Source organism: Rhodovulum marinum (assembly GCF_004343075.1).
GTDB lineage: Bacteria > Pseudomonadota > Alphaproteobacteria > Rhodobacterales > Rhodobacteraceae > Rhodovulum > Rhodovulum marinum.
The window spans coordinates 65,210-88,013 of record NZ_SLXP01000014.1 but is presented as its reverse complement, the minus strand read 5'-3'; the positions used below and the strand labels follow the sequence as shown (position 1 = coordinate 88,013).

Below are 22,804 nucleotides of genomic sequence, written 5' to 3'. Positions count from 1 at the left end.
TTTTTGCCCCCCCGGGGCTGCAGCGTTTGGGGGGGGTGGGGGCGCCGGGCGGGGGGTTTTGGACGTTCCTTTGGTGGGGGCTCCGTATTTGTTTCCGCTTGGCCTCCCCCCCGCCCCCCGACTGGGGGCTTTGCCCCCAGACCCCCAGAGTATTTTTCCCAAGAAAAAGGATTGAGCAGGTTTGCGGTTCAGGCGCCGGCCATCTGGGCCGCGTCGGGGTTGCGGCGCCAGATCGAGAAGTTGAGTGCGAATGCGTAGCTGGTCCAGACGAGGTAGGGTGCGACCAGCGCGCCGGCGAACGGGTCCACGCGCCAGAAGGCGATGACCATGGCCAGCACCGAGGCCCACATGCCAAACAGCACGATCAGGGCCGGGAACAGGCGGTGTAGCCCGAAGAAGACCGGGGACCAGAGCGTGTTGAACACGATCTGCAGACCCCAGACCGCCAGCGCGTAGTTCATCTCGGGGTGCCCCGAGAGGGCGACACGCATCGCGGCATAGGCCATCGAGATGTAGAGAACCAGCCACGCCATCGGGAAAAGCCAGTTGGGCGGCGTCCAGACCGGTTTCGACAGCCGGTCATACCATGTGCCGGGCGAGAAGAACGCGCCCGTCGATCCCGCCGCGAAGGCGGTGGCGAGGAACACGGCGAAGAGAGGCCAATCGATAAGCATGCGCCTTAGATAGCGCGCCGTTCGTCCTGGGCCAATGCGGCACCGTGCCGTGCCTGCTTGTGCGCCTTCAATTGTGCGAGAACCGCGATGATCTCGCCGGCACGGCCCTCGCCCCAGGGGTTGTCCGAGGGCAGCCGTTCGGCGGCGGCCTCGACCAGGTAGGCGCATTCCGGCAGCGGCTTTCCGTACAGCACGGCCGAGCGCGGCATTGCCGAGGCGGCCAGCGTCTGCATCGTCGACCAGATCAGCCAGCCGATCTTCTGTCCCTTTGTCGTGACGGCCCGCCGGGTGATGCTGTCATAGTTGGCGCGCGCGATCTCGCGGCCGATGCCGCAATAGATGTGGCGGGCGGCGTAGATGCCCGGTCGGCAGGCAAAGGGCAGTTCCGCAACCCCCGGTTCCGAGCGGAAATAAAGCCGGTTCGCGTCGGACAGCAGGTGCTTGATCATCCGCCGGATCGGCTTGGTGGGTTTCGGATCGGCCAGGAAGGCTTCGACGTCGATCCCGGCATCCGCCATCCAGTCCGTCGGCAGGTAGAACCGGCCCTCGCGCGCATCCTCGCCCACATCCCGGCTGATGTTCGACAACTGCATCGCCACGCCGAGGTCGCAGGCCCGCGCCAGCGCGTGCGGGCAGCGCACCCGCATCAGCACCGCCATCATCACGCCGACGGCCGCCGCCACACGCGCGGAATAGGCGTAGACGCCCGAGAGCGTTTCATAGCGCCGGCCCATCGCGTCCCAGGCCATGCCTTCCAGCAGCGCCTCGGGGAGGGTACGCGGCATGTCGAATTGTTCGACCACCGCGGCAAAGGCGCGATCGGCGGGCGCGTTCCGCGGGGTGCCGCGATAGATCAGGTCGAGCCGTTCGCCAAGCGTCAGCACCGCGGCGGCCTTGTCCTGGGTCAGGTCCACCGAATCGTCGGTCATCCGGCAGAAGGCGTAGAGCGCCAGCGCCGGGTCACGCACGCGTCCCGGCAACAGCCGGGACGCGGCGTGGAACGAGTACGAACCCGTCCGGATCGAGGCTTCGCAATGGGCCAGATCCGCGGGGGCGATCATGTCATTCCGCCGCGACAGGGGCCGCGTCGGGCACCAGCTTGGCGATCACCTCGGCCGAGGTGATCACGCTGGGCAGACCCGCGCCGGGGTGGGTGCCGGCCCCGACCATGTACAGGCCTTCGACCTCTTCGCTGATGTTGTGCGGCCGGAAATTCGCGCTTTGGAAGATACGCGGTTCCAGCGAGAAGCCGGCCCCGTAGGGCGACAGGTAGCGGTCACGGAAGTCATTCGGGGTGAAGAACATGCTGGTCGAGACATGCTTGCCCAGGCCCGGCATGAGTTTCTCTTCCATGAAGTCCTGCACCATCTGGCGATAACGTTCGCCATTGGCTTCCCAATCCACGGGGTTGTCGCTGTGCAGGTTGGGCACCGGCGACAGCGCGTAGAAGGTGTCGTCGCCCTCGGGCGCGGCGCTCGGGTCGGTGACGCTGGGCCGGTGGATATACAGGCTCATGTCGTCGCACAGCTTGTCCTGGTGGAAGAAGATGTCCTTTACCAGGCCCTTGTAGCGCGGGCCGTTCAGGACGGTGTGGTGCCCCACGTCCTTCCACATGTTGCGCGTGCCCTTGGTGCCGAAATACCAGACGAACAGACCCATCGACCAGCGTTTCTTGGCCAGCGTCTCGTCCGTCCAGCGCCAGCGACGGTGGTTGCGCAGCAGCGTGTTGTAGGTGAACCCCGAATCGGCATTCGAGACCACGATGTCGGCCTTGACCACCTCGCCCGAGGCGAGCCGGACGCCGGTCACCTTGTGTTTCTCGACGGTGATCTCGTCGACCTCGGTCGCCATGCGAAGGCTGCCGCCCTGCCATTCGATCACGTCGGCCATGGCCTTGGCGATCGCGGCGACGCCACCCATCGCGTAATGCACCCCGAATTCCTTTTCGAGATAGGACACGAGGATATACATCGAGGTGACGTTGAACGGGTCGCCGCCGATGAACAGCGGGTGGAACGACAGCGCCATGCGCAGGCGTTCGTCCTTTACCCGGCTGGCGGCATGGGCATAAACCGACTTGTCGGCGCGCAGCATCCCGAAGATGTGCAGAACCTTCACCAGGTCCATCCACTTGTGCATCGGCTTGCGGCCCAGATCCTCGAACCCGAACCAGTAGCGCTTTTCGCTGTCCTTCAGGAACTGGTCATAGCCGGCCAGGTCCGAGGGCGACAGGCGGGCCACTTCGGCGCGCATGCCGTCGGTATCCTGCTGGGCCCGGAAGCGTTCGCCATCGGGGAACACGATCTCGTAGAACGGGTCCATCGGGACCAGCTTGACGTCCTTGTCGAAATCGCGCCCGCAAGTCTCCCATAGAGAGCGGAATATCTGCGGAACGGTGACGATGGTGGGGCCGAGGTCGAACCGGTGGCCATCCTGCCAGATCGCCGAACCACGCCCGCCGGGAACGTCCAGCTTGTCGATCACCGTCACACGGTAACCTTTCGCGCCCAGGCGCATCGCGGCGGCCAGACCGCCCAGACCGGCGCCGATGACGATCGCATGGGCACCCTTGGCCCGTGCCGCCTGTTCCGCAAGGTCGGGATCAACTCGTGTCATCATGTCGCTAGGTTAAACCTGTCTAGTTTAGTTTACAATGCTTCTACCGGATGCGCGCGGGGTGCGTCATGCCCCTTTCGGTCGCACCTCGAAACACCAATGACGAACGACAGTTGCGAAGGAGAATCGCCAATGCAAGTCGTCACTATCAACTTCTTCCGTTACAACAACTGGGCGTCCCGCCTGGAAGCGTTCAGCCAGATGGCGCGCGGCCGGTTCGCGCTGAAGAATGTGCCTGGGCTGGAATTTTTCAAGCTGCTGGGCACCGGGTCCGATGCGGGCTTCAACCCCAGGCCCAATGTCGACGTCAATGCGCTTCTCTGCGTGTGGCCGGACATGGAAACCGCCGAGAAGGGTCTGGCCAACAGCATCACGCACAAGACCCTGCGCGACCATGCCTGCGAAACGTACACGATCTACCTGACGCCGACCTCGGCACGCGGTCTGTGGTCGGGGGTCGAGCCGCTGCGCGTCACCGAAAAGCCCGACGACAGCGGCAACATCGCCGTGCTGACGCGGGCCACCGTCAAGTTGCCCGTCGCGCTGAAATTCTGGGCCGAGGTGCCCGAGGTCCAAGAACGCGTCGCAAAGCACCCCAACTGCGCCTTCCATATCGGCATGGCCGAGGTGCCGTGGGTGCAGCAGGTGACCTTCTCGTTGTGGAACAACAAGAAGGAAATGGGCGGCTTCGCCTATGGCAACTGCCCGCACGGCAACGCGGTCAAGCATGTTCGCGAAGGCGACTGGTTCAAGGAAGAGATGTATGCCCGCTTCAACATCCTCAAAGAAGAGGGTAGTTGGGAGGGCGGAAGCCCGATGAGTCTGCTCGCGACGGGCCGGACCTTCGACGAACCCAAGGCGGCGCCCAAGAAAAAGGCACCGAAGAAGAAAGTAGAAGAGACCGCATGACCCAACCCTTTCCCTTCTCCGCCATCGTCGGCCAGGAGGAGATGAAGCAAGCGATGATCCTCACGGCGATCGACCCGGGGATCGGAGGCGTTCTCGTGTTCGGCGACCGTGGCACCGGCAAATCGACTGCCGTGCGCGCGCTGGCCGCACTGTTGCCCCCGATCCACGCGGTCGCAAGCTGCCCTGTGAACTCTGCCTCGCTCGACAAGTGCCCGGAATGGGCACACCTGACCTCGACCGAGATCGTCACGCGGCCCACCCCCGTGGTGGACCTGCCGCTGGGCGTGACCGAGGACCGGGTGGTCGGTGCCCTCGATATCGAGAAGGCGCTGACCAGCGGCGAAAAGGCGTTCGAACCGGGTCTGCTGGCGCGGGCCAACCGGGGTTACCTGTACATCGACGAGGTGAACCTGCTGGAGGATCACATCGTCGACCTTCTGCTCGATGTCGCCCAGTCGGGTGAAAACGTGGTGGAGAGGGAAGGGCTTTCGATCCGGCACCCGGCGCGCTTCGTGCTCGTCGGGTCCGGCAACCCCGAAGAGGGCGAGCTGCGTCCGCAGCTTCTGGACCGCTTCGGCCTGTCGGTCGAGGTGGCCTCGCCCAAGGATATCGACACCCGGATCGAGGTGATCCGTCGGCGCGATACCTATGAAACCGACTATGACGTCTTCATGGAAAAGTGGCGCCCCGCGGATGCGGCGCTGCGCGACCGGATCCTCGCCGCGCGCGAGCATCTGAAAGCCATGGAAAGTTCGGACGACGTTCTGCGCGACTGCGCCGAGCTGTGCCTTGCGCTGGGTTCGGACGGTCTGCGGGGCGAGCTCACCCTGCTCAAGGCCGCGCGTGCGCTTGCCGCATTCGAGGGGGACACCAAGGTCACGCGTGAACATGTCCGCCACGTGGCGCCCTCGGCGCTGCGGCACCGTCTGCGGCGCGACCCGCTGGACGAGGCGGGGTCCACCACACGCGTTGCCCGGGTCGTCGACGAGGTGCTGGGTGAGCCTGCCTGACAATTCCGTCTGGACGCGGGTCGAGGTCGGCCTGAACGCCCTTGCCGTCGACCCGGCGGGGCTGGGCGGGCTGTGGCTGCGTGCGCGGTCGGGCCCGGTGCGCGACCGCGTGACCGAAGCGCTGGGCGCCCTGCCCCTTCCGCTTAAACGTCTGCACCCGTCCATCGGCGACGAACAGCTGTTCGGGGGTATCGACCTGACCGCCACGCTGTCCTCGGGCAAACTGGTGGAACGGGCGGGCATTCTGGCCGAACCGGCGATTCTGGTCCTGCCGATGGCCGAACGCACGCAACCCGGGCTGGCCGCGCGGCTGGCGGGTGCGATCGACCAGGGCACCGGTCATTGCCTGATCGCGCTGGACGAAGGCGCCGAGCCGGGCGAATCGCTGCCCGAGGCGCTGACCGACCGTCTGGCGCTGCATGTCGATCTGGACGCCCTGCCCTATGGCGAGACGGACCGGATCGTGCTGGACGAGGCGGCCCTCGCCGAGGCGCGTGCGCGGCTGCGCGAGGTGCGCGCCGCCGCAAAGGTGCTGGAGGACCTGACCCTTTTGGCCGCGCGGCTGGGCGTTCACAGTCTGCGCGCGCCGATGCTGGCGCTGCGCACGGCGCGCGCGCTGGCCGCCATCGCCGGCAACGAAGAGGTCGAGGTCGACGACCTGACCGCGGCGGTGGAACTGGTGCTGGCGCCCCGAGCGACCCAGTTCCCCGAGGAAGAACAGGACGAAGCGCCCGACCAGGACCCGCCCCCGCCCGAGCCGGAACCCGAACAGGGCGATCAGGACGAAGGCGAGGGCGAGACCCAGTCGCTGGAGGACCTGCCCTTGCAGGACATCCTGCTTGAGGCGGCCAAGGCCACCCTGCCCGCCGACCTTCTGGCGATGCTGGCTGCGAAAAAGGCCAATCGCGGCGCGGGCGGCAATTCGGGTGCCGGGGCGAAACGCAAGGGGAACCGGCGCGGCCGGCCGATCCCGTCGCGGCGCGGCAGGCTGGACACCGGCAGTCGGCTGGACGTGATCTCCACCCTTCGCGCCGCTGCGCCGTGGCAGACGATTCGCCGGCAGGAAAGCCGGTTCGAACGGTCGCTGCACATCCGCACCGACGATTTCCGTATTCGCCGGTTCGAAGAGAAATCCGACCGGTTGCTGATCTTCGTGGTCGACGCTTCGGGGTCGGCCGCAATGACCCGGCTGGCCGAGGCCAAGGGCGCGGTCGAGATCCTGTTGGCCGAAGCCTATGCCCGGCGCGACCACGTGGCCCTTGTGGCCTTTCGCAACGATGGCGCGGAACTTCTGCTGCCGCCCACGCGCTCGCTGGTGCAGACCAAGCGGCGGCTGGCGGCGCTTCCGGGCGGGGGCGGCACGCCGCTGGCCTCGGGCCTCAAGGTCGCTATGGAAGTCGCGCTGCAGTCCAAGGGGCGCGGCATGACGCCGACAGTCGCGCTGATGACCGACGGTCGGGCGAACATCGCGCTGGACGGGTCGGCCAACCGCGCGCTGGCGGCCGAGGACGCAACTCGGATGGCCACGGCGATCCGGCTGCAGGGGTTCCCCTCGATGGTGATCGACATGGGCCAGCGGCCCGAACGGTCGCTCAAGGCGCTGGCCGACACGCTGGGCGCCCCCTACATTCCATTGCCGAGGGCCGACGCCAACCGGCTGTCCTCTGCCGTAACGGCCGCCCTCGACGCGTAAGGGGAACGTCATGGACTGGACCCGGGACGGAAAGGATTGGCCGAACCGGGAGCATTCCCGCTTCGTCCGCCACCGCCCGCATTACTGGCACATCCAGGAGGCGGGCGAGGGCGCCATTGTTCTGCTCCTGCATGGAACGGGTGGTGCGACCCATAGCTGGCGTGACGTCTTCCCGATCCTAGCGCGGCACTATCACGTCGTGGCGATCGACCTGCCCGGTCAGGGGTTCACAAGGTTGGGCGCACGCCAACGCTGCGGCATAGACGCGATGAGCCAGGATATCGCGGCGCTGTTGGAGGGCGAAAACCTGCTGCCCGACGCGATCGTCGGCCATTCCGCGGGGGCGGCGCTTGCGCTGCGCATGGTGCGCGACCTGGAACGCCCGCCCAAGGCCATCGTGGGACTCAACGCCGCGCTGGAGAATTTCAAGGGCATGGCCGGCTGGCTGTTTCCGATGATGGCGCGGATGATGGCCCTGAATCCGTTCTCGGCCTCGGAAATCTCGCGCTGGCTGGGCAATGCAACGGGCGTGGAGTATCTGATCGGCGGAATCGGCAGCCATATCTCGCCCGAGGGGCTGGCGCTGTACCGCCGCCTGGTGGCCGACCGCCATCACACCGGTGCAACGCTGGCGATGGTCGCGCAATGGACGCTTGAGGGGCTTTGGCACGATCTGCCGGGGATCGAGGTGCCCACGCTGCTGATCGTGGGCGACACCGACCGGGCCGTTCCGCCCGCAACCTCGGAGCGGGCCGCCGGACGACTTCCGGACGCGGAACTCGCCCGGTTCCCCGGGCTTGGACACCTTGCCCACGAAGAGGCCCCCGAAGCGGTCACCGCGCGAATCGAGGCGTTCCTCAAGGCGCATCTGTGAGGCCGCAACGAAAAGGGCCGCCGGGATGAACCGGCGGCCCGAACGCGGTCCAAGACAGACGCGTTATTCGGTGTGCACGCCCAGGCTGGCAAGATAGGCGTAGATGTCGATCGCCTCGTCTTCCTTGCGCACCTTGTGGGTCATCGCGCCGCGCGCCTTGTCGTCGCCCAGATACGCCCGCAGGTAGCCGGTGGGGTCCTGCACGTATTTCACGAACTCTTCCTCGGTCCAGACCAGGCCCTTCTCGCCGGCCGACGACATCGAATCGGAATACTTGAAATCTTCGACGGCGCCGGCATGACGGCCCGGGACCTCGTAGAGGTTGGGGCCGACCTTGGCGTTACGGCCGGCCAGCGTTTCGCCCTCGTTGTTGACGACGACGTGGCAGGTGATGCACTGGCGGAAGGCCTTTTCGCCGGCGGCGGCATCGCCCGAGGCCTCTTGGGCGATCGCGGGGGCAGCGGCAAGGGCGGCGGCCGCGACCAGAGCGAATTTCTTGGTCATAAGTCTCTCCCTGACTCGAATAGACGGGGCATACCATGGAGTGCAGTTTCGCCAAGGTCAAATCGATAACCGTTACAAGGCGCTGTCTTAGGCCGATTTGCAGGACATCCTGGGCCACGCTCGATCGGGCTGGGCAAGGCGCGGTGCCGAAAACTCCCGGAAATTAGATCGATTCCAGGGTGTGTCCCGCCCCGACCCGCGCGGAAGGGGGCGAAAGACATCCGGCACGACGCACCGCGACATCTCGCCGCACCACGTGCGGCAAGGTGTCCTTGGGCATCATTCGGGGTTCGGGTTCAGATACCGCGCAGATCCTTGCGCCGGATTTCGGGCTTTTCGGCGGCCTGTTTCGGTGCCGGAAGCATCCAGCGCCACAGCTTTTCGTCAGGCAACGGCAGCACCATCAGCCAATGTTCCAGAAGCGCGAGCGCGGTGATCGAGCAGAGCAGCGCAAAGCCCACGACCTCGTGCGAGGCGGACACGGAATAGAGCCGCTCTGCCCAGCAATAGACCGCGAACGTCAGAAACGAGACCGAGAACGGGAACAGCCAGTTCAGACGCGATATCCGGAAGTGGCTCGGCAGATGCGCCAAAGGCGAGGGCAGGAATTCCACGTTGATCTTGGGTACGCCGAGAAACAGGTTCAGCTTGGCCGAGATCCGCGCGAAGAACAGCACGATAAAGGTCCACAGACCCACCGTGTTCGGCGCATCATGGCTTGTGACCAGCATCAGGAACAGGATCAGAACCAACAGCGTCTCGTGATAGGCGATGGTGCCATAGGCCCTTACAAACCTTTCCCAGCCGCGCGCCTGTTCATGGCACCGGGTGGTATTCGGCCCCGTTACCACCCCGGTCAGGAAAGCCAGTTCCACCCAGCCCCAGATCGCGATGGCGGCGAGAAAACCAAGGTAGGACGCCGCCACGCTTTCGATATGGCGGGTGATCTCGAACAGCCAGACCCCGCCCCCGATAAGGGGCAGGGCCATGATCGTGGCGCGCAGATGCGCAAGGCGCCCGCGATGCTCGGCGTGGCGCACAACGATGAGGATCGCTCCGGTGGAGAACCACCAGATAAACAGCGCCCCCAGCGCAGCGAACCAGGCCGATGCGATCAATAGACGGGCTCCAGTCTGGTCTTGGCGGGCACCTGGTGCTTTTTCGCCGGGATGGTGAACAGCATGGCAAAGGCCCAGGCCGCCTTGGCGCTGCCGGCCCATTCCGAAAGCTTGCCGCCGACGCCACCCGCCTTTTTCGCCCGGTCGACCTGAGTCGAGGCCGACTGAAGCGCCTTGAGCCCCTTCATCCAGCGCGGATGGTCGATGTCCAGCGTGATCGGAAAGACCTGTTTCGACAGTTCCGAGGTCTTGCGGAACACCTCTTGCCCGTACCAGTCGGTATCGACATCCAGCGCCTTGTGGAAAGCCGGGCGCTGGTGGTCGCGGACATACATTGTGGCATAGACCGCGGTCAGGAAGAACTTGATCCACCAGACGTTCACGCCCGAGGTCAGTTTCGGGTCGGTCTTCATCAGCAGGGCGAAGGCCTCGCCGTGGCGGAACTCGTCATTGCACCACTCGCGGAACCACTTGAAGATCGGGTGGAACCGCTTCTCCGGGTGGGCCTCAAGGTGGCGGTAGATGGTGATGTAGCGGGCGTAGCCGATCTTTTCCGACAGGTAGGTGGCGTAGTAGATGAACTTGGGCCGGAAGTAGGTGTATTTCTTCTTTTGCGTCAGGAAGCCGAGGTTCACCGCGATGCCGGCCTCGCGCAGCGCGTCATTGATAAAGCCCGCATGCCGCGCCTCGTCGCGCGCCATAAGCTGGAACAGCTCGGTGATATCCTTGTTGTTCCCACGCCGCTTCATCTCCTTGTACAGGACGCAGCCCGAGAATTCGGCGGTGCAAGAGCTGATCAGGAAGTCGATGAATTCCTTCTTCAGCGCGGGGTCCATGCCGTCCCAGTCGACGTGGTCCCAGTTCTCGTCCTTCTTGAAGTGGCCCTTGTTGGGGTCGGCGGCCATCTCGGCGATCAGCTGGTCCCAGTCCTGGCGCACGGGGGTGACGTCGATCGAGTCCAACTCGTCGAAATCGGTGGTATAGAAGCGCGGGGTCAGGAGCGTGTCCTGCATCGCGACGGCGGTTGCGCTTTCGCTGTCCAGAACGGCCTGCTGTTCCTGGATCGCAAGGCCTTCTTCGACGGTGGTCGCATCGGCGGTATGGACGTTCACAGCGTGGCCTCCTCGGAAAAGGAGAATTCGCAAAGCTCCATGAATTCCAGGTCGCCGGTCATCCGCGTCCAAAGACGCTCGATCGCCGAGGCGCGGGTGATAGTGGCCACGCGATCTTCGGTCACTACCTCGCCATAGGGGGCCATGATTTCGGGGCCGTGCACAAGCACTTCGTCGCCCGGATGGACGACGGCCCCGTTATTGAACCGCACATGTGCGCTGAGGCATTCGAACTTGTGGGAAACCTCAACCGTGCAGGGTGCGGTCTCCTTCTTTCGGGTGAAAAGTCCCATTTCTTGGTTCCCTGTTTTTTGTGATGGGGGCCATGTTTCCCTCCCCCGTCAGTCCAGCAGCCGCGCGAAAGCTGCCGCGTTATCGGCACCAAAGCCGATCAGTTCCGCACGCCAACCGGTCAGGTCGTCGTACAGAGAGAGCCGCCCGCTTTCATAGCGGACGAGCCTGACAGGCGCATCCATGGGCGCGTCGATCTTGCCGCGCTCCAGTCTCAGCACCCGCCAGATCCCGGAAATGAACCCACCCTCCATGGGTCCATATTCGCGAATGACGTTTCCCTCGTCATCATAGACCGTGGCCCGGCCGGAATTGCTGCCCGCGATCACGATCTGGCGTTCGACGGCCACGGGTTCGGATGCGTCGGGCACCGCCGACAGCGGCTGATCGGTCAGCCGGGCCCAGGCGACCAGAACCAGCGAGAACAGCGCCAGGCCGAACATCGCACGGATCAGGATCGTCGGGACCTTCTCGACACTCTGCGTATCGCGGCGCTTTTGGGGATCGGTGGCGGCCATCGGTTACTCCGCTGCCAGCGCGTCATCGTCAGGAACGCGCGCGAGCTTGGGTTCGGAAACCCGCGTTTCCGCTGCGTCGGCGATGATCCGGGCGACCTTCGCCGCTTCAGGGATGCAGCGGAACGCGGGTTCCGTGCGGGCGATCCGCCAGGGGCGGACATGGGGCCAGCACAAGATATAGGAGAACCTGGTCGTGCCCATCAACTCGAAGGCGATGGTTCCTGTCCCCGACTTGCGAAGGTCGAGATTGGCGTTGCCGATCCAGGTAAAGGGCAGGTTCAGGGTCATCGACAGCGCCGCCCCGATGCGCAGCGCCACCCGCCTGTTCGTGACGGTGTAGACCGTCGCCTTAGCCTGGACGAAGGCCGTGGCCATGAGCAAGGCACAGACCACGGCCCCCAGGACCAGGAAGAACGAAGAGGCGATCGCCGCCTGAACCAAGGGCATGGTCTCGGTGGCGACGATCACGCGCCAAAGGAACAGCACGACGAAATAACCGCCTACCCAGTACAGCGCGAGGCTTTCCCGGGCCAGTGCCAACCAGTCGGGTTGCCCCTGCCACAGGATTTCCTCTCCCTCCGGCAGGTTCTCGGGCAGGCCCTTGATGGGCTCGACGGCGAAATCGTCGTGGGACATGCGTCCTGTCGCTCCTTTAAAGTTGCGACTCCTGTCGCGCCTTGTCGGCATAAAGCAGACCACCGCCATAGTAGGCGCAGATCTTCTCTTCTTCCAGTTTGGTCACCTGGGTCGCCGACTTGGTGGTCGGGACGGCGGCGAAATGCTTGCCATAGATCAGGCGCACGCGCACCTCGGGGCGGAACCAGCTGATCTTGGCGACCTGCATCGGCACCAGCCGGCGACCACCGCCATGCGCCGCGTCAAGCTCGATCTCGAGATAGCGGACCAGCTGTTCGGGTTCGTCCACCCACATGTCGACGACCTTGCCCACGGTTTCGCCGTCGCCGGCCACCACGGCCATGCCGCGCGGATCGCGCCCGGCCGACACCTTGAAGTTTTTCAGCGCGGTCAGCGGCTGGATCTTGGGATGACCACGGCCGTCAAGCTCGGGCTCGTCCTTGCGGGCACACCAAGAAGCCGGGCCGACACCGTCGACCATCGGATCGCCGGTGGGTTCCAGCGGATAGCCATTGTTCTTGGTCATTTTCTTCAGCGGCAGATCCGCGTTGCGCGCATCGGTCAGCATATCGGGCACGGTCTTGTCGCCCTGGCCATGCGGCAGCTTGTAGGTTTTCTTTTCCGGCAGCCAGAAAAGGCCCTGGTTGGCGGCGGGATTGCCCGCCTCGTCTTCGAGGGGGAAGCCCTCGTGCATGTTCGCACGCTGGAGGTACCAGACCAGCCCAGCGAAGAACAGCCAGAATGACCAGATGGACAGACTGGCGAGATCGAAGTTTCCGAAAAATGCGTTGACCATGGGTTCGGTCCTCCGGGTCAGGTTGGGAAGTCGGCCAGCCCGATCTTGGCCGAGGAATCCCCGTTGGGATAGTTACGATCCTGTGGCCGCACGAGCGGCCCCAAAACCATGAGTGTCACGAAGAGAAGGACGATCTCAATGTGGTAGACCGCCGCGTATCCGGTGGCCGGCGTTTCCAGCCCCTTGCCGAATGCGCCGGACAGCGCGAAGTGATTCAGCACGTCGCGAAGTGTGCCGCCGATTGCCACGGCAAGCCCCGCCGCCGTCGCCTGCGCCGCGCCCCAGGCGCCCAGCGCAAGGCCACGCCCGGCCTTGCCCTCGGCGGGAAGCGACATCGCGGCGGTCAGCGTCGCCACGGCGAACAGACCGCCGCCAAAGCCGATCAAGCCAGCGCCCAGAAAGAACAGCACCGCTGATCCCATCGGGCCGGCGAAGATCACCGTCGAAAACGCCACAATTCCCGACAGGATACCCAGCGCGCCCATGCGATAAAGGTTCATGCCCTGCGCCAACCAGCGCGCCGCCAGACCAAAGCCCGCCAGCGCACCTGCCGCCCAGGTGCCGGTCAACATCGTCGTCGATGAAACCGAAAGCCCCAGCACCTCGCCGCCATAGGGTTCCAGCAACACGTCCTGCATGTTGAAACCCAACGTGCCCAGCGCGACCACGGCCAGCAGGCGCCCCGCCTGCCCGCCGCTGGCGAAATCGTGCCATGCATCGCCAAAGCTGGGCGGGCGGGTGGACCGCTCTTCCTTGCTCATGGGATTCATCGGCTCTTGTTTCCAAAGCGCGACAAGGTTCAGGACAACGGTCATGACCGCGGCCCCCTGCACGACCCGGATCAGTGTGATCTGGTCGAAATCACGCAGCAGCCAGCCAATGACGATGGCCGACACGCCCATGCCCAGCAGGAACATCACGTATAGCAACGCCACGACCCTTGGCCGTGTCTCGTCGGTTGCCCGATCCGACGCCAGCGCCAGGCCCACGGTCTGGGTCATGTGAATGCCGAGCCCGGTCATCAGGAACGCAGCCGCGGCCAGCGCCTCGCCTGCCCAGGTCGGACCCAGCGTCTGGTCGCCCGACAGAACGATCAGCGCGAAGGGCATCACTGCCAGCCCGCCCATCTGCCAGAGCGTGCCGAACCACATGTAGGGAATGCGCTTCCAGCCGATGGCAGACCGGTAATTGTCCGACTTGAACCCCATCAGCGCCCGGAACGGCGCGGTCATCACCGGCAGGGCGATCATCATCGCCACCATCATCGCCGGGATCGACAACTCGACGATCATCACCCGGTTCAGCGTGCCCAGCAGCATCACCGTGGCCATGCCCACAGACACCTGGAACAGCGACAGCCGCAGCAGTTGCCGCAGCGGAAAATCTTCCGACACCGCATCCGCGAAAGGCAGATAGCGAAGGCCGAGCCGTGCCAGGTTCTTGGAACTCAAGATCACGGCTCAAGCTCCATCGCCTGGCTGATGTAAAAGCCCTTCGCGACACGATGCACCGGGCGCAGGTGGCCCTTGACGCCAGCCTTGCGCAGCGCGCCGGCGATGCGCGCTTCGGAATGCGGGATGATCCGCGGCGAACGGTCCGAGCGCGGGAAGAGCTTGCCCGTGACATGCATCGCCGACAAAAGCGGCGTCTTGGGCGCGATGGTGAAAACGATCTTGCCGCGGGTCCGCGACGACAGCCGCCCCAGCGCCGCGGCGATATCGGGCGCCTTGTAGTGGATCAGGCTGTCCATCGCCATCACATAGTCGAACCGGCCCAGGTTCTCGCCCAGCATGTCACCCGCGATAAAGGTGATCTGGCGATGGTATTTCTCGGGGATCCGCTGTTTCGCCACGTCCAGAAGGCTTTGCGAGATGTCGACGGCGACGACCTCAGCCCCCTTCTTGACCAGTTCCAGCGTCATCGGGCCGGCGCCGCAACCGGCATCCAGAACGCGGGCGCCGGTCAGGTCGTCCGGCAGGCGCGCCAGCATCGCCGCGCGCATCTGGTCGCGACCCTCGCGCACGGTCTGGCGAATGCGCGAAACCGGCGCGTCCGAGGTCAGGTGCTCCCACGTCTTGGCCGCCGTGCGGCCGAAGTAGTGTTCCAGGCGGTCCCGGGTCTTGGCGTAGCTGTTGCTCATCAGTCGAACCCAAGCAGTTCAAAGATTTCCCTGTCCGGCAGTGGCGCGGGCGCCAAGGGTTCGGTTCCGTTCCACAGCGTTTCGGCCACGCGGATGTATTCCTTGCGGCACTGCACGATATCCTCGTCGTCGGGCATCTCGAACAGGGTTTTCTTCATCAGGCGCGAGCGGCGGATCGCATCGACCAGCGGCATGTGCGCGATCCGCTTGAACCCCACCCGGTCGCAATACTTGTCGACCTGGTCGGTGCCCTCGGACCGGTTGCAGATGCAGCCCGCCAGCCGCACGTTGTAATTCTTCGACTTGGCCTGAACGGCGGCGATGATGCGGTTCATCGCGTAGATCGAGTCGAAATCGTTCGCCGTCACGATCACGGCGCGATCGGCATGCTGAAGGGGCGCGGCGAAGCCACCGCAGACCACGTCGCCCAGCACGTCGAAGATCACCACGTCGGTATCTTCCAGCATGTGGTGCTGTTTCAGCAGCTTGACGGTCTGGCCCACGACATAGCCGCCGCAGCCGGTGCCCGCGGGCGGGCCGCCCGCCTCGACGCACATCACGCCGTTGAAGCCCTCGGTCACGAAATCCTCGGGGCGCAGCTCCTCGGGGTGGAAATCCACCTCTTTCAGAACGTCGATCACCGTGGGTTGCAGGTGGCCGGTCAGGGTGAAGGTCGAATCGTGCTTGGGGTCGCAGCCGATCTGCAGGACGCGCTTGCCCAGCATGGAGAACGCCGCCGACAGGTTCGACGACGTGGTCGACTTGCCGATGCCGCCCTTGCCGTAGACCGAAAAGACCTTGGCCCCCTCGATCTTCATCGTCTCGTCCTGATGGACCTGGACAGAGCCTTCGCCGTCCTCGCCCTTCAGCACCGGAATTTCGTCTCTGGGGCTCATGGTTCCCTCCGTTCGCGGCTCTATTCGGCCGCAATTCCTTCAAGCCGGTCTTCCAGCTCGTCAGCCGCCGCCTGCAGCGCGGCCAGGGTTTCGGCGTCGGGTTGCCAATAGTTGCGGTCATGCGCCTCGAGCAGACGGTTCGCCATCCGGGCCGAAGCCGCGGGGTTCAGGCTGGCCAGCCGTTTGCGCATCTCTTCGTCAAGGACGAAGGTTTCCGACAGCCGTTGATACACCCAGGGCTCCACTTGGCCAGTCGTTGCCGACCACCCCAGGGTGTTCGTGACCTGCGCCTCGATCTGGCGCACGCCTTCGTGCCCGTGTTTCAGCATGCCCTCGAACCACTTGGGGTTCAGGCTGCGGGACCGGGTCTCCAGCGCGACTTGCTCCTTGAGCGTGCGCACCTTTCCTTCGCCGCGGGTCTGGTCGCCGATGAACACGGCGGCCTCGGATCCCTTGGCACGTTTCACCGCGCGGGAAATCCCGCCCAGCGTATCGAAATAGTGGTCGACCGTCGTCACCCCCAGTTCCACGCTTTCGAGGTTCTGATAGGCGACATCGACGTCCTTCAGCGTCTGCTGCAACAGCGCCGCGTTCGCCGCCGACTTGCCGTCTCGGCCATAGGCAAAGCTCTTGCGGGCCTCGTAGGCGTCGGCCAGTTCGTCCTCTTCGCCCCAGGCCCCCGAGTCGATCAGCCCGTTGACGTTCGAGCCATAGGCGCCCTCGGCGTTCGAGAACACCCGCAGCGACGCGGTTTCCATATCACAGCCCATCTTCTCGGCATGGGCCAGCGAATGGGCGCGGATATAGTTCATCTCCAGCGGCTCGTCCTCGGCCATCGCCGCCTTCCAGGCGGCCTCGGCCAGCATGCGGGTCTGCAGCGGCAGCAGGTCGCGGAAGATGCCGGAAAGCGTCATCACCACGTCGATCCGGGGCCGACCAAGCTCGGCCAACGGCACCAGATCGGCCCCGCAGAGCCGCCCATAGCTGTCGAACCGGGGCTTTGCCCCCATCAGTGCCATCGCCTGGGCGATCGGGCCGCCGTCCGACTTGATGTTGTCCGATCCCCACAGGACCATCGCCACGGATCGCGGCAGCGTCTCGGCCGCGTCCAGCAGCTTTTGCGCCTGTTTCGCGCCTTCCTGCATGGCGAATTGCGTGGGCATGCGGAACGGGTCGAAGGCGTGGATGTTGCGGCCCGTCGGCAGGACCTCGGCCGACCGGATCAGGTCGCCCCCGGGAACAGGCTTGATGAAACGCCCGCCCAGTGCGCGCAGCAACGCCGGGATTTCCGTGTCTTGCTGCAGCCAATGATCGACGCGCTCGCGCGTTTCGTCATCGACATCGCACATGACCCGCAGGTGTTCCGCCCGCTCGGCATCGGTCACCGGCCGACCCAGCACGTGCAGCCCGTCGGGGATCAACGCGTCCTCGGTTTCCAGCAACTTCAACCAAAGCTCTTCGGGCGGCGTACCAGCCATGTCGACCGCTTCGGCCTGCATCCGGATCAGCTCTTCCAGATCGGCCATCTCGGGCGATCCGGGGTCGGTCTGGCGCCAGCGGGTCAGGCTGTCCTTCAGCTCCTGCAACCCCTTGTAAAGGCCCGACGCCGCGAGCGGCGGGGTCAGGTGGGTGATCGTCACCGCGTTCGACCGCCGCTTGGCCAGCGTGGCCTCGGACGGGTTGTTCGAGGCATAAAGATAGACGTTGGGCATGTCGCCGATCAGCCGGTCGGGCCAGTCGCGCGCGCCCATGCCGGCCTGCTTGCCGGGCATGAATTCCAGCGCGCCGTGCATCCCGAAATGCAGCAGGACATCGGCGCGGAAGCTGTTCTTGAGCCACAGGTAGAAGGCGCTGAAGGCATGCGTCGGCGCAAAGCCCTTTTCGAACAGCAGGCGCATCGGGTCGCCCTCGTAGCCGAAGGTCGGCTGGACCCCCACGAAGACATTGCCGAACTCGTGCCCCAGCACGAACACGCCGCGCCCGTCCGAGCGGATCTTGCCCGGTGCTGGCCCCCAAACCGCCTCGATCTCGGACAGCCAGGGCGTACCCCTGACGATATCATCGGCGGGCACATGGGCGCAGACATTCGCCTCTTGCCCGTATTGCTTGGCGTTGCCTTCCAGGATCACCGACCGCAGGTCATCCACGGTGGCGGGCAACTCGCCGACGTCGTAGCCCTCGGCCTTCATCCGGTGCAGCGTGTTGAAAAGACTCTCGAAAACCGACAGGTAGGCCGCCGTGCCGACGGCCCCCGCGTTCGGCGGAAAGCCGAACAGGATGACGCCGACCTTGCGTTCCGCAACCTCGGAGCGGCGCAGCCGGGCCAGCCGCTCTACTCGCGCGGCCAGCGTCGCCACGCGCTCGGAACAGGCGGCCATCGCCTTGGTTTCGGTCAGGCATTCACAGCCCTTGGCGCAACCTTGGCAGCCCTCGGGACCATGTCGGCCACCGAACACGGTGGGCGAGATCGCCCCGTCCAGTTCGGGCAACGCGATCAGCATGGTCGTCTCGACCGGGCCCAGCCCGCCCGAGGATGCACCCCATTGGCCCAGCGTCTGGAATTCCAGCGGATGCGCAGCGACGTAGGGAACATCCAGATCGGTCAGAACCTCGACCGCGGCGTCGCTGTCGTTATAGGCCGGCCCGCCGATCAGGCTGAAGCCGGTCAGCGAGACCAGCGTGTCGATGTGGACCCCGTCCTCGCCCTTGAAATAGGCGTCGATCGCCGGGCGCGCGTCCAACCCGCCCGCAAAGGCCGCAATCACCCGCACGCCGCGCTCCTCGAGCGCGCGGATCACCGCGTCGTAATGCGCCGTATCCGAGGCCAGGATATAAGACCGCATCAGAAGGATGCCGACCGTGGCCACCGGCGCGGCGGGCCGGGGCAGGTCGGCCACATCCGTCGTGATCCCGTGGGGCAGGTCGGGGTGATACAGCCCCACTTCGGGGTATTCCACCGGCGCCTCGGAATGGGCGCCGCGCCACGCCTTCTCGTGCGCATAACGCGACACGAGGAAGCGCACCATCTGCTCGACATTGTCGTCCGAGCCGCCCAGCCAGTACTGCATGGTCAGGAACCAGGCGCGCAGGTCCTGCGCCTTGCCGGGCACGTATTTCAGCATCTTGGGCAGGCGGCGCAGCATCGCCATCTGCTTTTCGCCGCCGCCCTTGGGCGCGCCGTTCGTATCCTTGCCCGATCCCCGCAGCTTCTTCAGAAGCTTCATCGGCCCCGAGGCGGGCTTCATCATGTCCAGATCACCCATCCTGGTCAGCTGGACGACCTGCTTGTCGGCGATCACACCGATCATCGCGTCGCAATGGTCACGGCGCGCCTGCAACTCGGGCAGGATCGCCGTGATATGTTCTTCGATGAACAGCAGGTTGGCGATGATGATATCGCCATGCATCACGTCGTCCTTGGCGCGGGCCAATGCCTCGGGGTTCTCGGCCCAGGTCGCTGCGGCGTGGACGGAAACGGTCAGACCCGGAAAATCGTCACGCAGCCGTTCGGTGACTCGGGCCGCGGGGCCCGCCGAATGGGAATCCAGCGTGACGATAACGACTCGGTAGCCGGGGACGTGGCGGTCATCGCGCATAGTGTGCCTTAGCCTCGTACAAGGTTTCGACGCTGATCTCGTGCACGCCCTTTTCGAGCGCGAATTTCTCGGTGTTCCGCTTGGCCTTGCCGCGGACAAAGAACGGGATCTTCTTCAGTTCCTTTTCGGCATCCGACAGCCAGACGATGTTGCCCTGGGACGGCGCGGATGCAGCGGCGGGCTGGGCCGTGTCTGTCTCGGCGGGGATTTCATCCAGCGAACGCAGCTTGGCCGCACCCCCGTGGTGCGAAGCGCCCGCGTCGTCGTGGAATTCGAAATCCTCGCGGAACATGTGCAGCAGGTGTTCCTCAAGGCCCATCACCAGCGGGTGGACCAGCGTGTCGAAGATCACGTTCGCGCCTTCCCAGCCCATGACCGGGGAATAGCGCGCGGGGAAGTCCTGCACGTGCACCGGCGCCGAGATCACCGCGCAGGGAATACCCAGTCGCTTGCCGATATGGCGTTCCATCTGGGTGCCCAGGATCATCTCGGGGGCCAGGTCCTCGATGGTTTTCTCGACCTCCAGGTAATCGTCGGTGATCAGGGCCTCGACGCCGTACTCCTTGGCCAACGCACGAATATCGCGAGCGAATTCGCGGTTATAGCAGCCAAGGCCCACCACCTCGAACCCCATCTCGTCGCGGGCCATGCGGGCCATGCATTTCACATGCGTCGCGTCCCCGAACAGAAAGACCCGCTTGCCCGTCAGATAGGTCGAGTCGACCGACTGCGAATACCAGGGCATCCGCAGCCGCGCGTCGTCGTATTTCGGCGCCACACCGGCCAGCCCCGCGACCTCCTCGATGAAGTCGCGCGTCGCGCCCACGCCGATCGGGACGACCTTGGTGAACGGCTGGCCCAGGTTCCGCTCCATCCAGCGGGCGGCGGCCTCGGCGTGCTCGGGATACATCAGCACGTTGAAATGCGCGGCCCCCATCCGGGCGATGTCGGCGGGCGTCGCCCCCATGGGCGCGACCACGTTCACCCCGATCCCCATCTCCTCCAGCATAGCCGTCACCTCGACGATGTCGTCGCGGTGGCGGAAGCCGAGGCCCGTGGGGCCGATCAGGTTGGCGGTGACATGGGCCGTCCGCTCCATCGGGCGGGCCAGCGCCTTGACGATCTGGAAAAAGGTTTCGTCGGTGCCGAAATTCTCTTTCCGCTGATAGCTGGGCAGCTCCAGCGGTATCACCGGCACCGGCAGCCCCATGGTTTCCGACATGCCGCCCGGGTCGTCCTGGATCAGCTCGGCCGTGCAGGACGACCCCACGATCAGCGCCTGCGGCTTGAACCGGTCATAGGCGTCGTGCAGCGCGGTCTTGAACAGGTTCGCGGTATCCGCACCCAGGTCGCGCGCCTGGAAGGTGGTGTAGCTGACCGGCGGGCGGTGGTTGCGCCGCTCGATCATCGTGAACAGCAGATCGGCATAGGTGTCGCCCTGCGGCGCATGCAGCACGTAGTGCAGCCCCTTCATGCCCGTGGCCACGCGCATGGCGCCCACATGGGGCGGGCCTTCGTATGTCCAGACGGTCAGCTTCATGCCGCGCCCTCCAGCCCCGTCAGCAACGCGCGACGGCGCAGCGGGCGGGCGAACAGACCGGCAAGATCCCCGGCCTGTTCGTAAAAATGAACGGGCGTGAAAACCAGCTCGATCGCCCATTTCGTCGCCATGCCCTCGGCCTCCAGCGGGTTCGCCAGGCCCAGGCCGCACACCGTCAGGTCGGGCCGCGCCGCCCGGCAGCGGTCAAGTTGCAGGTCCACGTCCTGCCCCTCGGCGATCACCGGTCCCTCGGCCAGCAGGTCGAGATCGGGGCCGACGATCTGCTTGTTGATGAAGGGCGCGCCGACCTCGACCGCGGTCATGCCGCATTCGCGGGTCAGGAACCGGGCCAGCGGGATTTCCAGCTGGCTGTCGGGGAAGAAGAAGATCGACTTGCCGCGCAGCGTCTCGGCCGCCGCGGCAATGGCCTTGCGGGCACGGGCGCGGGGCGCATCGGTGACGCGGGCGAAGGTGTCGGCATCCACGCCGAATTCCTGCGCCACGGCCCAAAGCCAGGCGGTCGTGCCCTCTTCGCCGAACGGGAACGGCGCGGGAAGGATGCGCGCGCCGCGGCGTTCCAGGTGCTGGGCGGTTTCATTCAGGAAAGGCTGGGTCAGCGCGACCACGGTGTTCGACCCGACCCCCGGCACCTCGGCCGCGCGGTGGGCGGGCAGGCAACGCACCGGCGAAACGCCCATGTCGCGCAACAGGCCCAGCGCCTGGTCCTCGACCACGTCCGGTAGCGCGCCAACCAGCAACAGCTGGCGCTCGTCGGTGGCCGGCAGGGTCGGCACCATGCAGGCCAGGCAGGCATCCTCGCCCTCGGTAAAGGTCGTCTCGATGCCCGACCCGGAATAGTTCATCACGCGCACATGCGGCGCATGGCGTTCGGTCAACCGCTCGGCGGCACGGTGAAGGTCCAGCTTGATCACCTCAGACGGGCAGGACCCGACCAGGAACAGTTGGCGGATGTCGGGCCGGCGGGCCAGCAGCCGGTCGACCTCGCGATCCAGTTCCTCGTTCGCGCAGGCAAGACCCGCGAGATCCTTCTCTTCCAGAATGGCCGTGCCGAAGCGCGGTTCCGCAAAGATCATCACGCCAGCGGCCGATTGCAGCAGGTGCGCGCAGGTGCGCGAGCCGACCACGAGGAAGAAGGCGTCCTGCATCTTGCGATGCAGCCAGATGATGCCGGTCAGGCCGCAGAACACCTCGCGCTGGCCGCGCTCCTTGAGCACGGGCGCGTTGCGGCATCCCTGGGCCGGGGGCTGCGGGGTAAAATCTTTCATGCCATGGCCTCGGCTTGGTCGGACTGACCCTGCAGGCGGGCCATGCGCAGCTTCCACAGGAACTGCGCAGCGTTGATGATGTAGGCCGCATAGGCCGCGAGCGCGATGAACATCTGGCCCGTCGGGCCGACATTCCCGGTCAGCAGCGCCCACAGATACAGCGTATGCAGGAAGATCACGAGCATCGAGAACACGTCTTCCCAGAAGAACGCCTTGGCAAACAGGTACTTGCCGAAGACGACCTTCTCCCAGATCGCGCCGGTGACCATGATCGTGTACAGCACGAAGGTCTTGACCACGATCGAGATCGTCGCCGCCTCATAGCCCGCGCCAGTCAGCAGGTAGCGCACCACCAGCCCGAGGGAGACCAGGAACACGACGAACTGCAACGGTGCCAGCACACCCTGAACGACCGTCCAGACGGTCTCGTCGCGTCTCCGGCGCTCTTCCGGTGTATAGAGCTGCACCACCTTTGCGGCGGTTCCGCGTCCTTCCGACATCCTCCGACTCCCTGACAGACGGTGGCGAGGTCAAACTAGACCCGCCGAACAGAAAGTGTCAATTGTAATTTACACTCTTTGCGTCTACACTTGCC

The 22,804-nt window shown here is 65.3% G+C and carries 21 protein-coding genes; 4 read left to right on the top strand and 17 right to left on the bottom strand.

Annotation, left to right across the window (positions count from 1 at the left end):
- Window positions 1-188 precede the first annotated feature (188 nt).
- The 3 genes from tspO to EV662_RS16795 are packed head-to-tail and all read right to left on the bottom strand — an operon-like array spanning window position 189 to window position 3,293.
- Window positions 189-674, bottom strand: coding sequence for a tryptophan-rich sensory protein TspO (gene tspO / locus EV662_RS16805; RefSeq protein WP_243695885.1), 486 nt, complete (start codon window positions 672-674; stop codon window positions 189-191).
- Between the two features lie 5 nt (window positions 675-679).
- A complete protein-coding gene (gene crtB / locus EV662_RS16800) occupies window positions 680-1,735 on the bottom strand; it encodes a 15-cis-phytoene synthase (RefSeq protein WP_132465136.1) in 1,056 nt (351 codons plus the stop codon).
- Window position 1,736: 1 nt separating this feature from the next.
- The gene (locus tag EV662_RS16795; RefSeq protein ID WP_132465133.1) at window positions 1,737-3,293 is read right to left on the bottom strand and encodes a phytoene desaturase; all 1,557 of its coding nucleotides are present in this window, start codon (window positions 3,291-3,293) and stop codon (window positions 1,737-1,739) included.
- Window positions 3,294-3,389: 96 nt separating this feature from the next.
- Between EV662_RS16795 and EV662_RS16790 the strand changes: the two genes are divergently transcribed.
- Genes EV662_RS16790 through bchO form a run of 4 tightly spaced genes read left to right on the top strand, consistent with a single transcriptional unit; the run spans window position 3,390 to window position 7,776 of the window.
- Window positions 3,390-4,199, top strand: a complete 810-nt coding sequence (locus EV662_RS16790; RefSeq protein ID WP_132465130.1) for a spheroidene monooxygenase — start codon at window positions 3,390-3,392, stop codon at window positions 4,197-4,199.
- Entirely contained in the window at window positions 4,196-5,209 is a 1,014-nt protein-coding gene (bchI, locus tag EV662_RS16785; protein WP_132465127.1) for a magnesium chelatase ATPase subunit I, read from the top strand. Before EV662_RS16790 ends, bchI begins: the two co-directional genes overlap by 4 nt.
- A complete protein-coding gene (locus tag EV662_RS16780; protein WP_165915636.1) occupies window positions 5,196-6,902 on the top strand; it encodes a magnesium chelatase subunit D in 1,707 nt (568 codons plus the stop codon). The genes bchI and EV662_RS16780 overlap by 14 nt, the downstream gene beginning before the upstream one ends.
- A 10-nt stretch (window positions 6,903-6,912) precedes the next feature.
- A complete protein-coding gene (gene bchO / locus EV662_RS16775; protein ID WP_132465121.1) occupies window positions 6,913-7,776 on the top strand; it encodes an alpha/beta fold hydrolase BchO in 864 nt (287 codons plus the stop codon).
- Window positions 7,777-7,839: 63 nt separating this feature from the next.
- On the opposite strand, the gene EV662_RS16770 is transcribed toward bchO, so the two are convergent.
- The 14 genes from EV662_RS16770 to bchF all read right to left on the bottom strand — a co-directional run bounded on the left by EV662_RS16770 (window position 7,840) and on the right by bchF (window position 22,709).
- Window positions 7,840-8,280, bottom strand: a complete 441-nt coding sequence (locus EV662_RS16770) for a c-type cytochrome (protein WP_132465118.1) — start codon at window positions 8,278-8,280, stop codon at window positions 7,840-7,842.
- Window positions 8,281-8,576: 296 nt separating this feature from the next.
- Entirely contained in the window at window positions 8,577-9,398 is an 822-nt protein-coding gene (puhE, locus tag EV662_RS16765) for a putative photosynthetic complex assembly protein PuhE (protein WP_243695884.1), read from the bottom strand.
- Window positions 9,395-10,510 (bottom strand): magnesium-protoporphyrin IX monomethyl ester (oxidative) cyclase, encoded by a 1,116-nt coding sequence (gene acsF, locus EV662_RS16760; RefSeq protein WP_132465112.1) that lies wholly within the window; start codon window positions 10,508-10,510, stop codon window positions 9,395-9,397. The genes puhE and acsF overlap by 4 nt, the downstream gene beginning before the upstream one ends.
- The gene (locus EV662_RS16755) at window positions 10,507-10,803 is read right to left on the bottom strand and encodes a hypothetical protein (RefSeq protein WP_132465109.1); all 297 of its coding nucleotides are present in this window, start codon (window positions 10,801-10,803) and stop codon (window positions 10,507-10,509) included. The genes acsF and EV662_RS16755 overlap by 4 nt, the downstream gene beginning before the upstream one ends.
- 48 nt (window positions 10,804-10,851) lie before the next feature.
- Window positions 10,852-11,319 (bottom strand): photosynthetic complex assembly protein PuhC, encoded by a 468-nt coding sequence (puhC, locus tag EV662_RS16750; protein WP_132465106.1) that lies wholly within the window; start codon window positions 11,317-11,319, stop codon window positions 10,852-10,854.
- A gap of 3 nt (window positions 11,320-11,322) precedes the next feature.
- Window positions 11,323-11,955 carry a photosynthetic complex putative assembly protein PuhB gene (gene puhB / locus EV662_RS16745; RefSeq protein ID WP_132465103.1) on the bottom strand — a complete coding sequence of 211 codons (633 nt, stop codon included), beginning with the start codon at window positions 11,953-11,955 and terminating at the stop codon, window positions 11,323-11,325.
- A 16-nt stretch (window positions 11,956-11,971) separates the two neighbouring features.
- Window positions 11,972-12,751: a photosynthetic reaction center subunit H gene (puhA, locus tag EV662_RS16740; RefSeq protein WP_132465101.1), complete on the bottom strand. Its 780-nt coding sequence runs from the start codon at window positions 12,749-12,751 to the stop codon at window positions 11,972-11,974.
- A gap of 17 nt (window positions 12,752-12,768) precedes the next feature.
- The gene (locus tag EV662_RS16735; protein ID WP_207903640.1) at window positions 12,769-14,208 is read right to left on the bottom strand and encodes a PucC family protein; all 1,440 of its coding nucleotides are present in this window, start codon (window positions 14,206-14,208) and stop codon (window positions 12,769-12,771) included.
- Window positions 14,205-14,891, bottom strand: coding sequence for a magnesium protoporphyrin IX methyltransferase (bchM, locus tag EV662_RS16730; RefSeq protein ID WP_132465098.1), 687 nt, complete (start codon window positions 14,889-14,891; stop codon window positions 14,205-14,207). The genes EV662_RS16735 and bchM overlap by 4 nt, the downstream gene beginning before the upstream one ends.
- A complete protein-coding gene (gene bchL, locus EV662_RS16725) occupies window positions 14,891-15,787 on the bottom strand; it encodes a ferredoxin:protochlorophyllide reductase (ATP-dependent) iron-sulfur ATP-binding protein (RefSeq protein ID WP_132465095.1) in 897 nt (298 codons plus the stop codon). The genes bchM and bchL overlap by 1 nt, the downstream gene beginning before the upstream one ends.
- Window positions 15,788-15,807: 20 nt before the next feature.
- Window positions 15,808-19,383 (bottom strand): magnesium chelatase subunit H, encoded by a 3,576-nt coding sequence (locus EV662_RS16720; RefSeq protein WP_132465092.1) that lies wholly within the window; start codon window positions 19,381-19,383, stop codon window positions 15,808-15,810.
- Window positions 19,373-20,923: a ferredoxin:protochlorophyllide reductase (ATP-dependent) subunit B gene (gene bchB / locus EV662_RS16715; RefSeq protein WP_132465089.1), complete on the bottom strand. Its 1,551-nt coding sequence runs from the start codon at window positions 20,921-20,923 to the stop codon at window positions 19,373-19,375. The genes EV662_RS16720 and bchB overlap by 11 nt, the downstream gene beginning before the upstream one ends.
- The gene (locus EV662_RS16710) at window positions 20,920-22,209 is read right to left on the bottom strand and encodes a ferredoxin:protochlorophyllide reductase (ATP-dependent) subunit N (protein ID WP_132465087.1); all 1,290 of its coding nucleotides are present in this window, start codon (window positions 22,207-22,209) and stop codon (window positions 20,920-20,922) included. Before EV662_RS16710 ends, bchB begins: the two co-directional genes overlap by 4 nt.
- Entirely contained in the window at window positions 22,206-22,709 is a 504-nt protein-coding gene (gene bchF, locus EV662_RS16705) for a 2-vinyl bacteriochlorophyllide hydratase (RefSeq protein ID WP_132465084.1), read from the bottom strand. Before bchF ends, EV662_RS16710 begins: the two co-directional genes overlap by 4 nt.
- Between the last annotated feature and the right edge of the window lie 95 nt (window positions 22,710-22,804).

Coding starts and splice junctions, on each gene's coding strand:
- EV662_RS16720 (WP_132465092.1), bottom strand. CDS start 19,383: ATGCGCGATGACCGCCACGTCCCCGGCTACCGAGTCGTTATCGTCACG.
- EV662_RS16795 (WP_132465133.1), bottom strand. CDS start 3,293: ATGATGACACGAGTTGATCCCGACCTTGCGGAACAGGCGGCACGGGCC.
- bchB (WP_132465089.1), bottom strand. CDS start 20,923: ATGAAGCTGACCGTCTGGACATACGAAGGCCCGCCCCATGTGGGCGCC.
- bchM (WP_132465098.1), bottom strand. CDS start 14,891: ATGAGCAACAGCTACGCCAAGACCCGGGACCGCCTGGAACACTACTTC.
- crtB (WP_132465136.1), bottom strand. CDS start 1,735: ATGATCGCCCCCGCGGATCTGGCCCATTGCGAAGCCTCGATCCGGACG.
- EV662_RS16755 (WP_132465109.1), bottom strand. CDS start 10,803: ATGGGACTTTTCACCCGAAAGAAGGAGACCGCACCCTGCACGGTTGAG.
- EV662_RS16770 (WP_132465118.1), bottom strand. CDS start 8,280: ATGACCAAGAAATTCGCTCTGGTCGCGGCCGCCGCCCTTGCCGCTGCC.
- puhA (WP_132465101.1), bottom strand. CDS start 12,751: ATGGTCAACGCATTTTTCGGAAACTTCGATCTCGCCAGTCTGTCCATC.
- bchI (WP_132465127.1), top strand. CDS start 4,196: ATGACCCAACCCTTTCCCTTCTCCGCCATCGTCGGCCAGGAGGAGATG.
- bchL (WP_132465095.1), bottom strand. CDS start 15,787: ATGAGCCCCAGAGACGAAATTCCGGTGCTGAAGGGCGAGGACGGCGAA.
- EV662_RS16790 (WP_132465130.1), top strand. CDS start 3,390: ATGACGAACGACAGTTGCGAAGGAGAATCGCCAATGCAAGTCGTCACT.
- tspO (WP_243695885.1), bottom strand. CDS start 674: ATGCTTATCGATTGGCCTCTCTTCGCCGTGTTCCTCGCCACCGCCTTC.
- bchF (WP_132465084.1), bottom strand. CDS start 22,709: ATGTCGGAAGGACGCGGAACCGCCGCAAAGGTGGTGCAGCTCTATACA.
- puhB (WP_132465103.1), bottom strand. CDS start 11,955: ATGTCCCACGACGATTTCGCCGTCGAGCCCATCAAGGGCCTGCCCGAG.
- bchO (WP_132465121.1), top strand. CDS start 6,913: ATGGACTGGACCCGGGACGGAAAGGATTGGCCGAACCGGGAGCATTCC.
- EV662_RS16710 (WP_132465087.1), bottom strand. CDS start 22,209: ATGAAAGATTTTACCCCGCAGCCCCCGGCCCAGGGATGCCGCAACGCG.
- puhC (WP_132465106.1), bottom strand. CDS start 11,319: ATGGCCGCCACCGATCCCCAAAAGCGCCGCGATACGCAGAGTGTCGAG.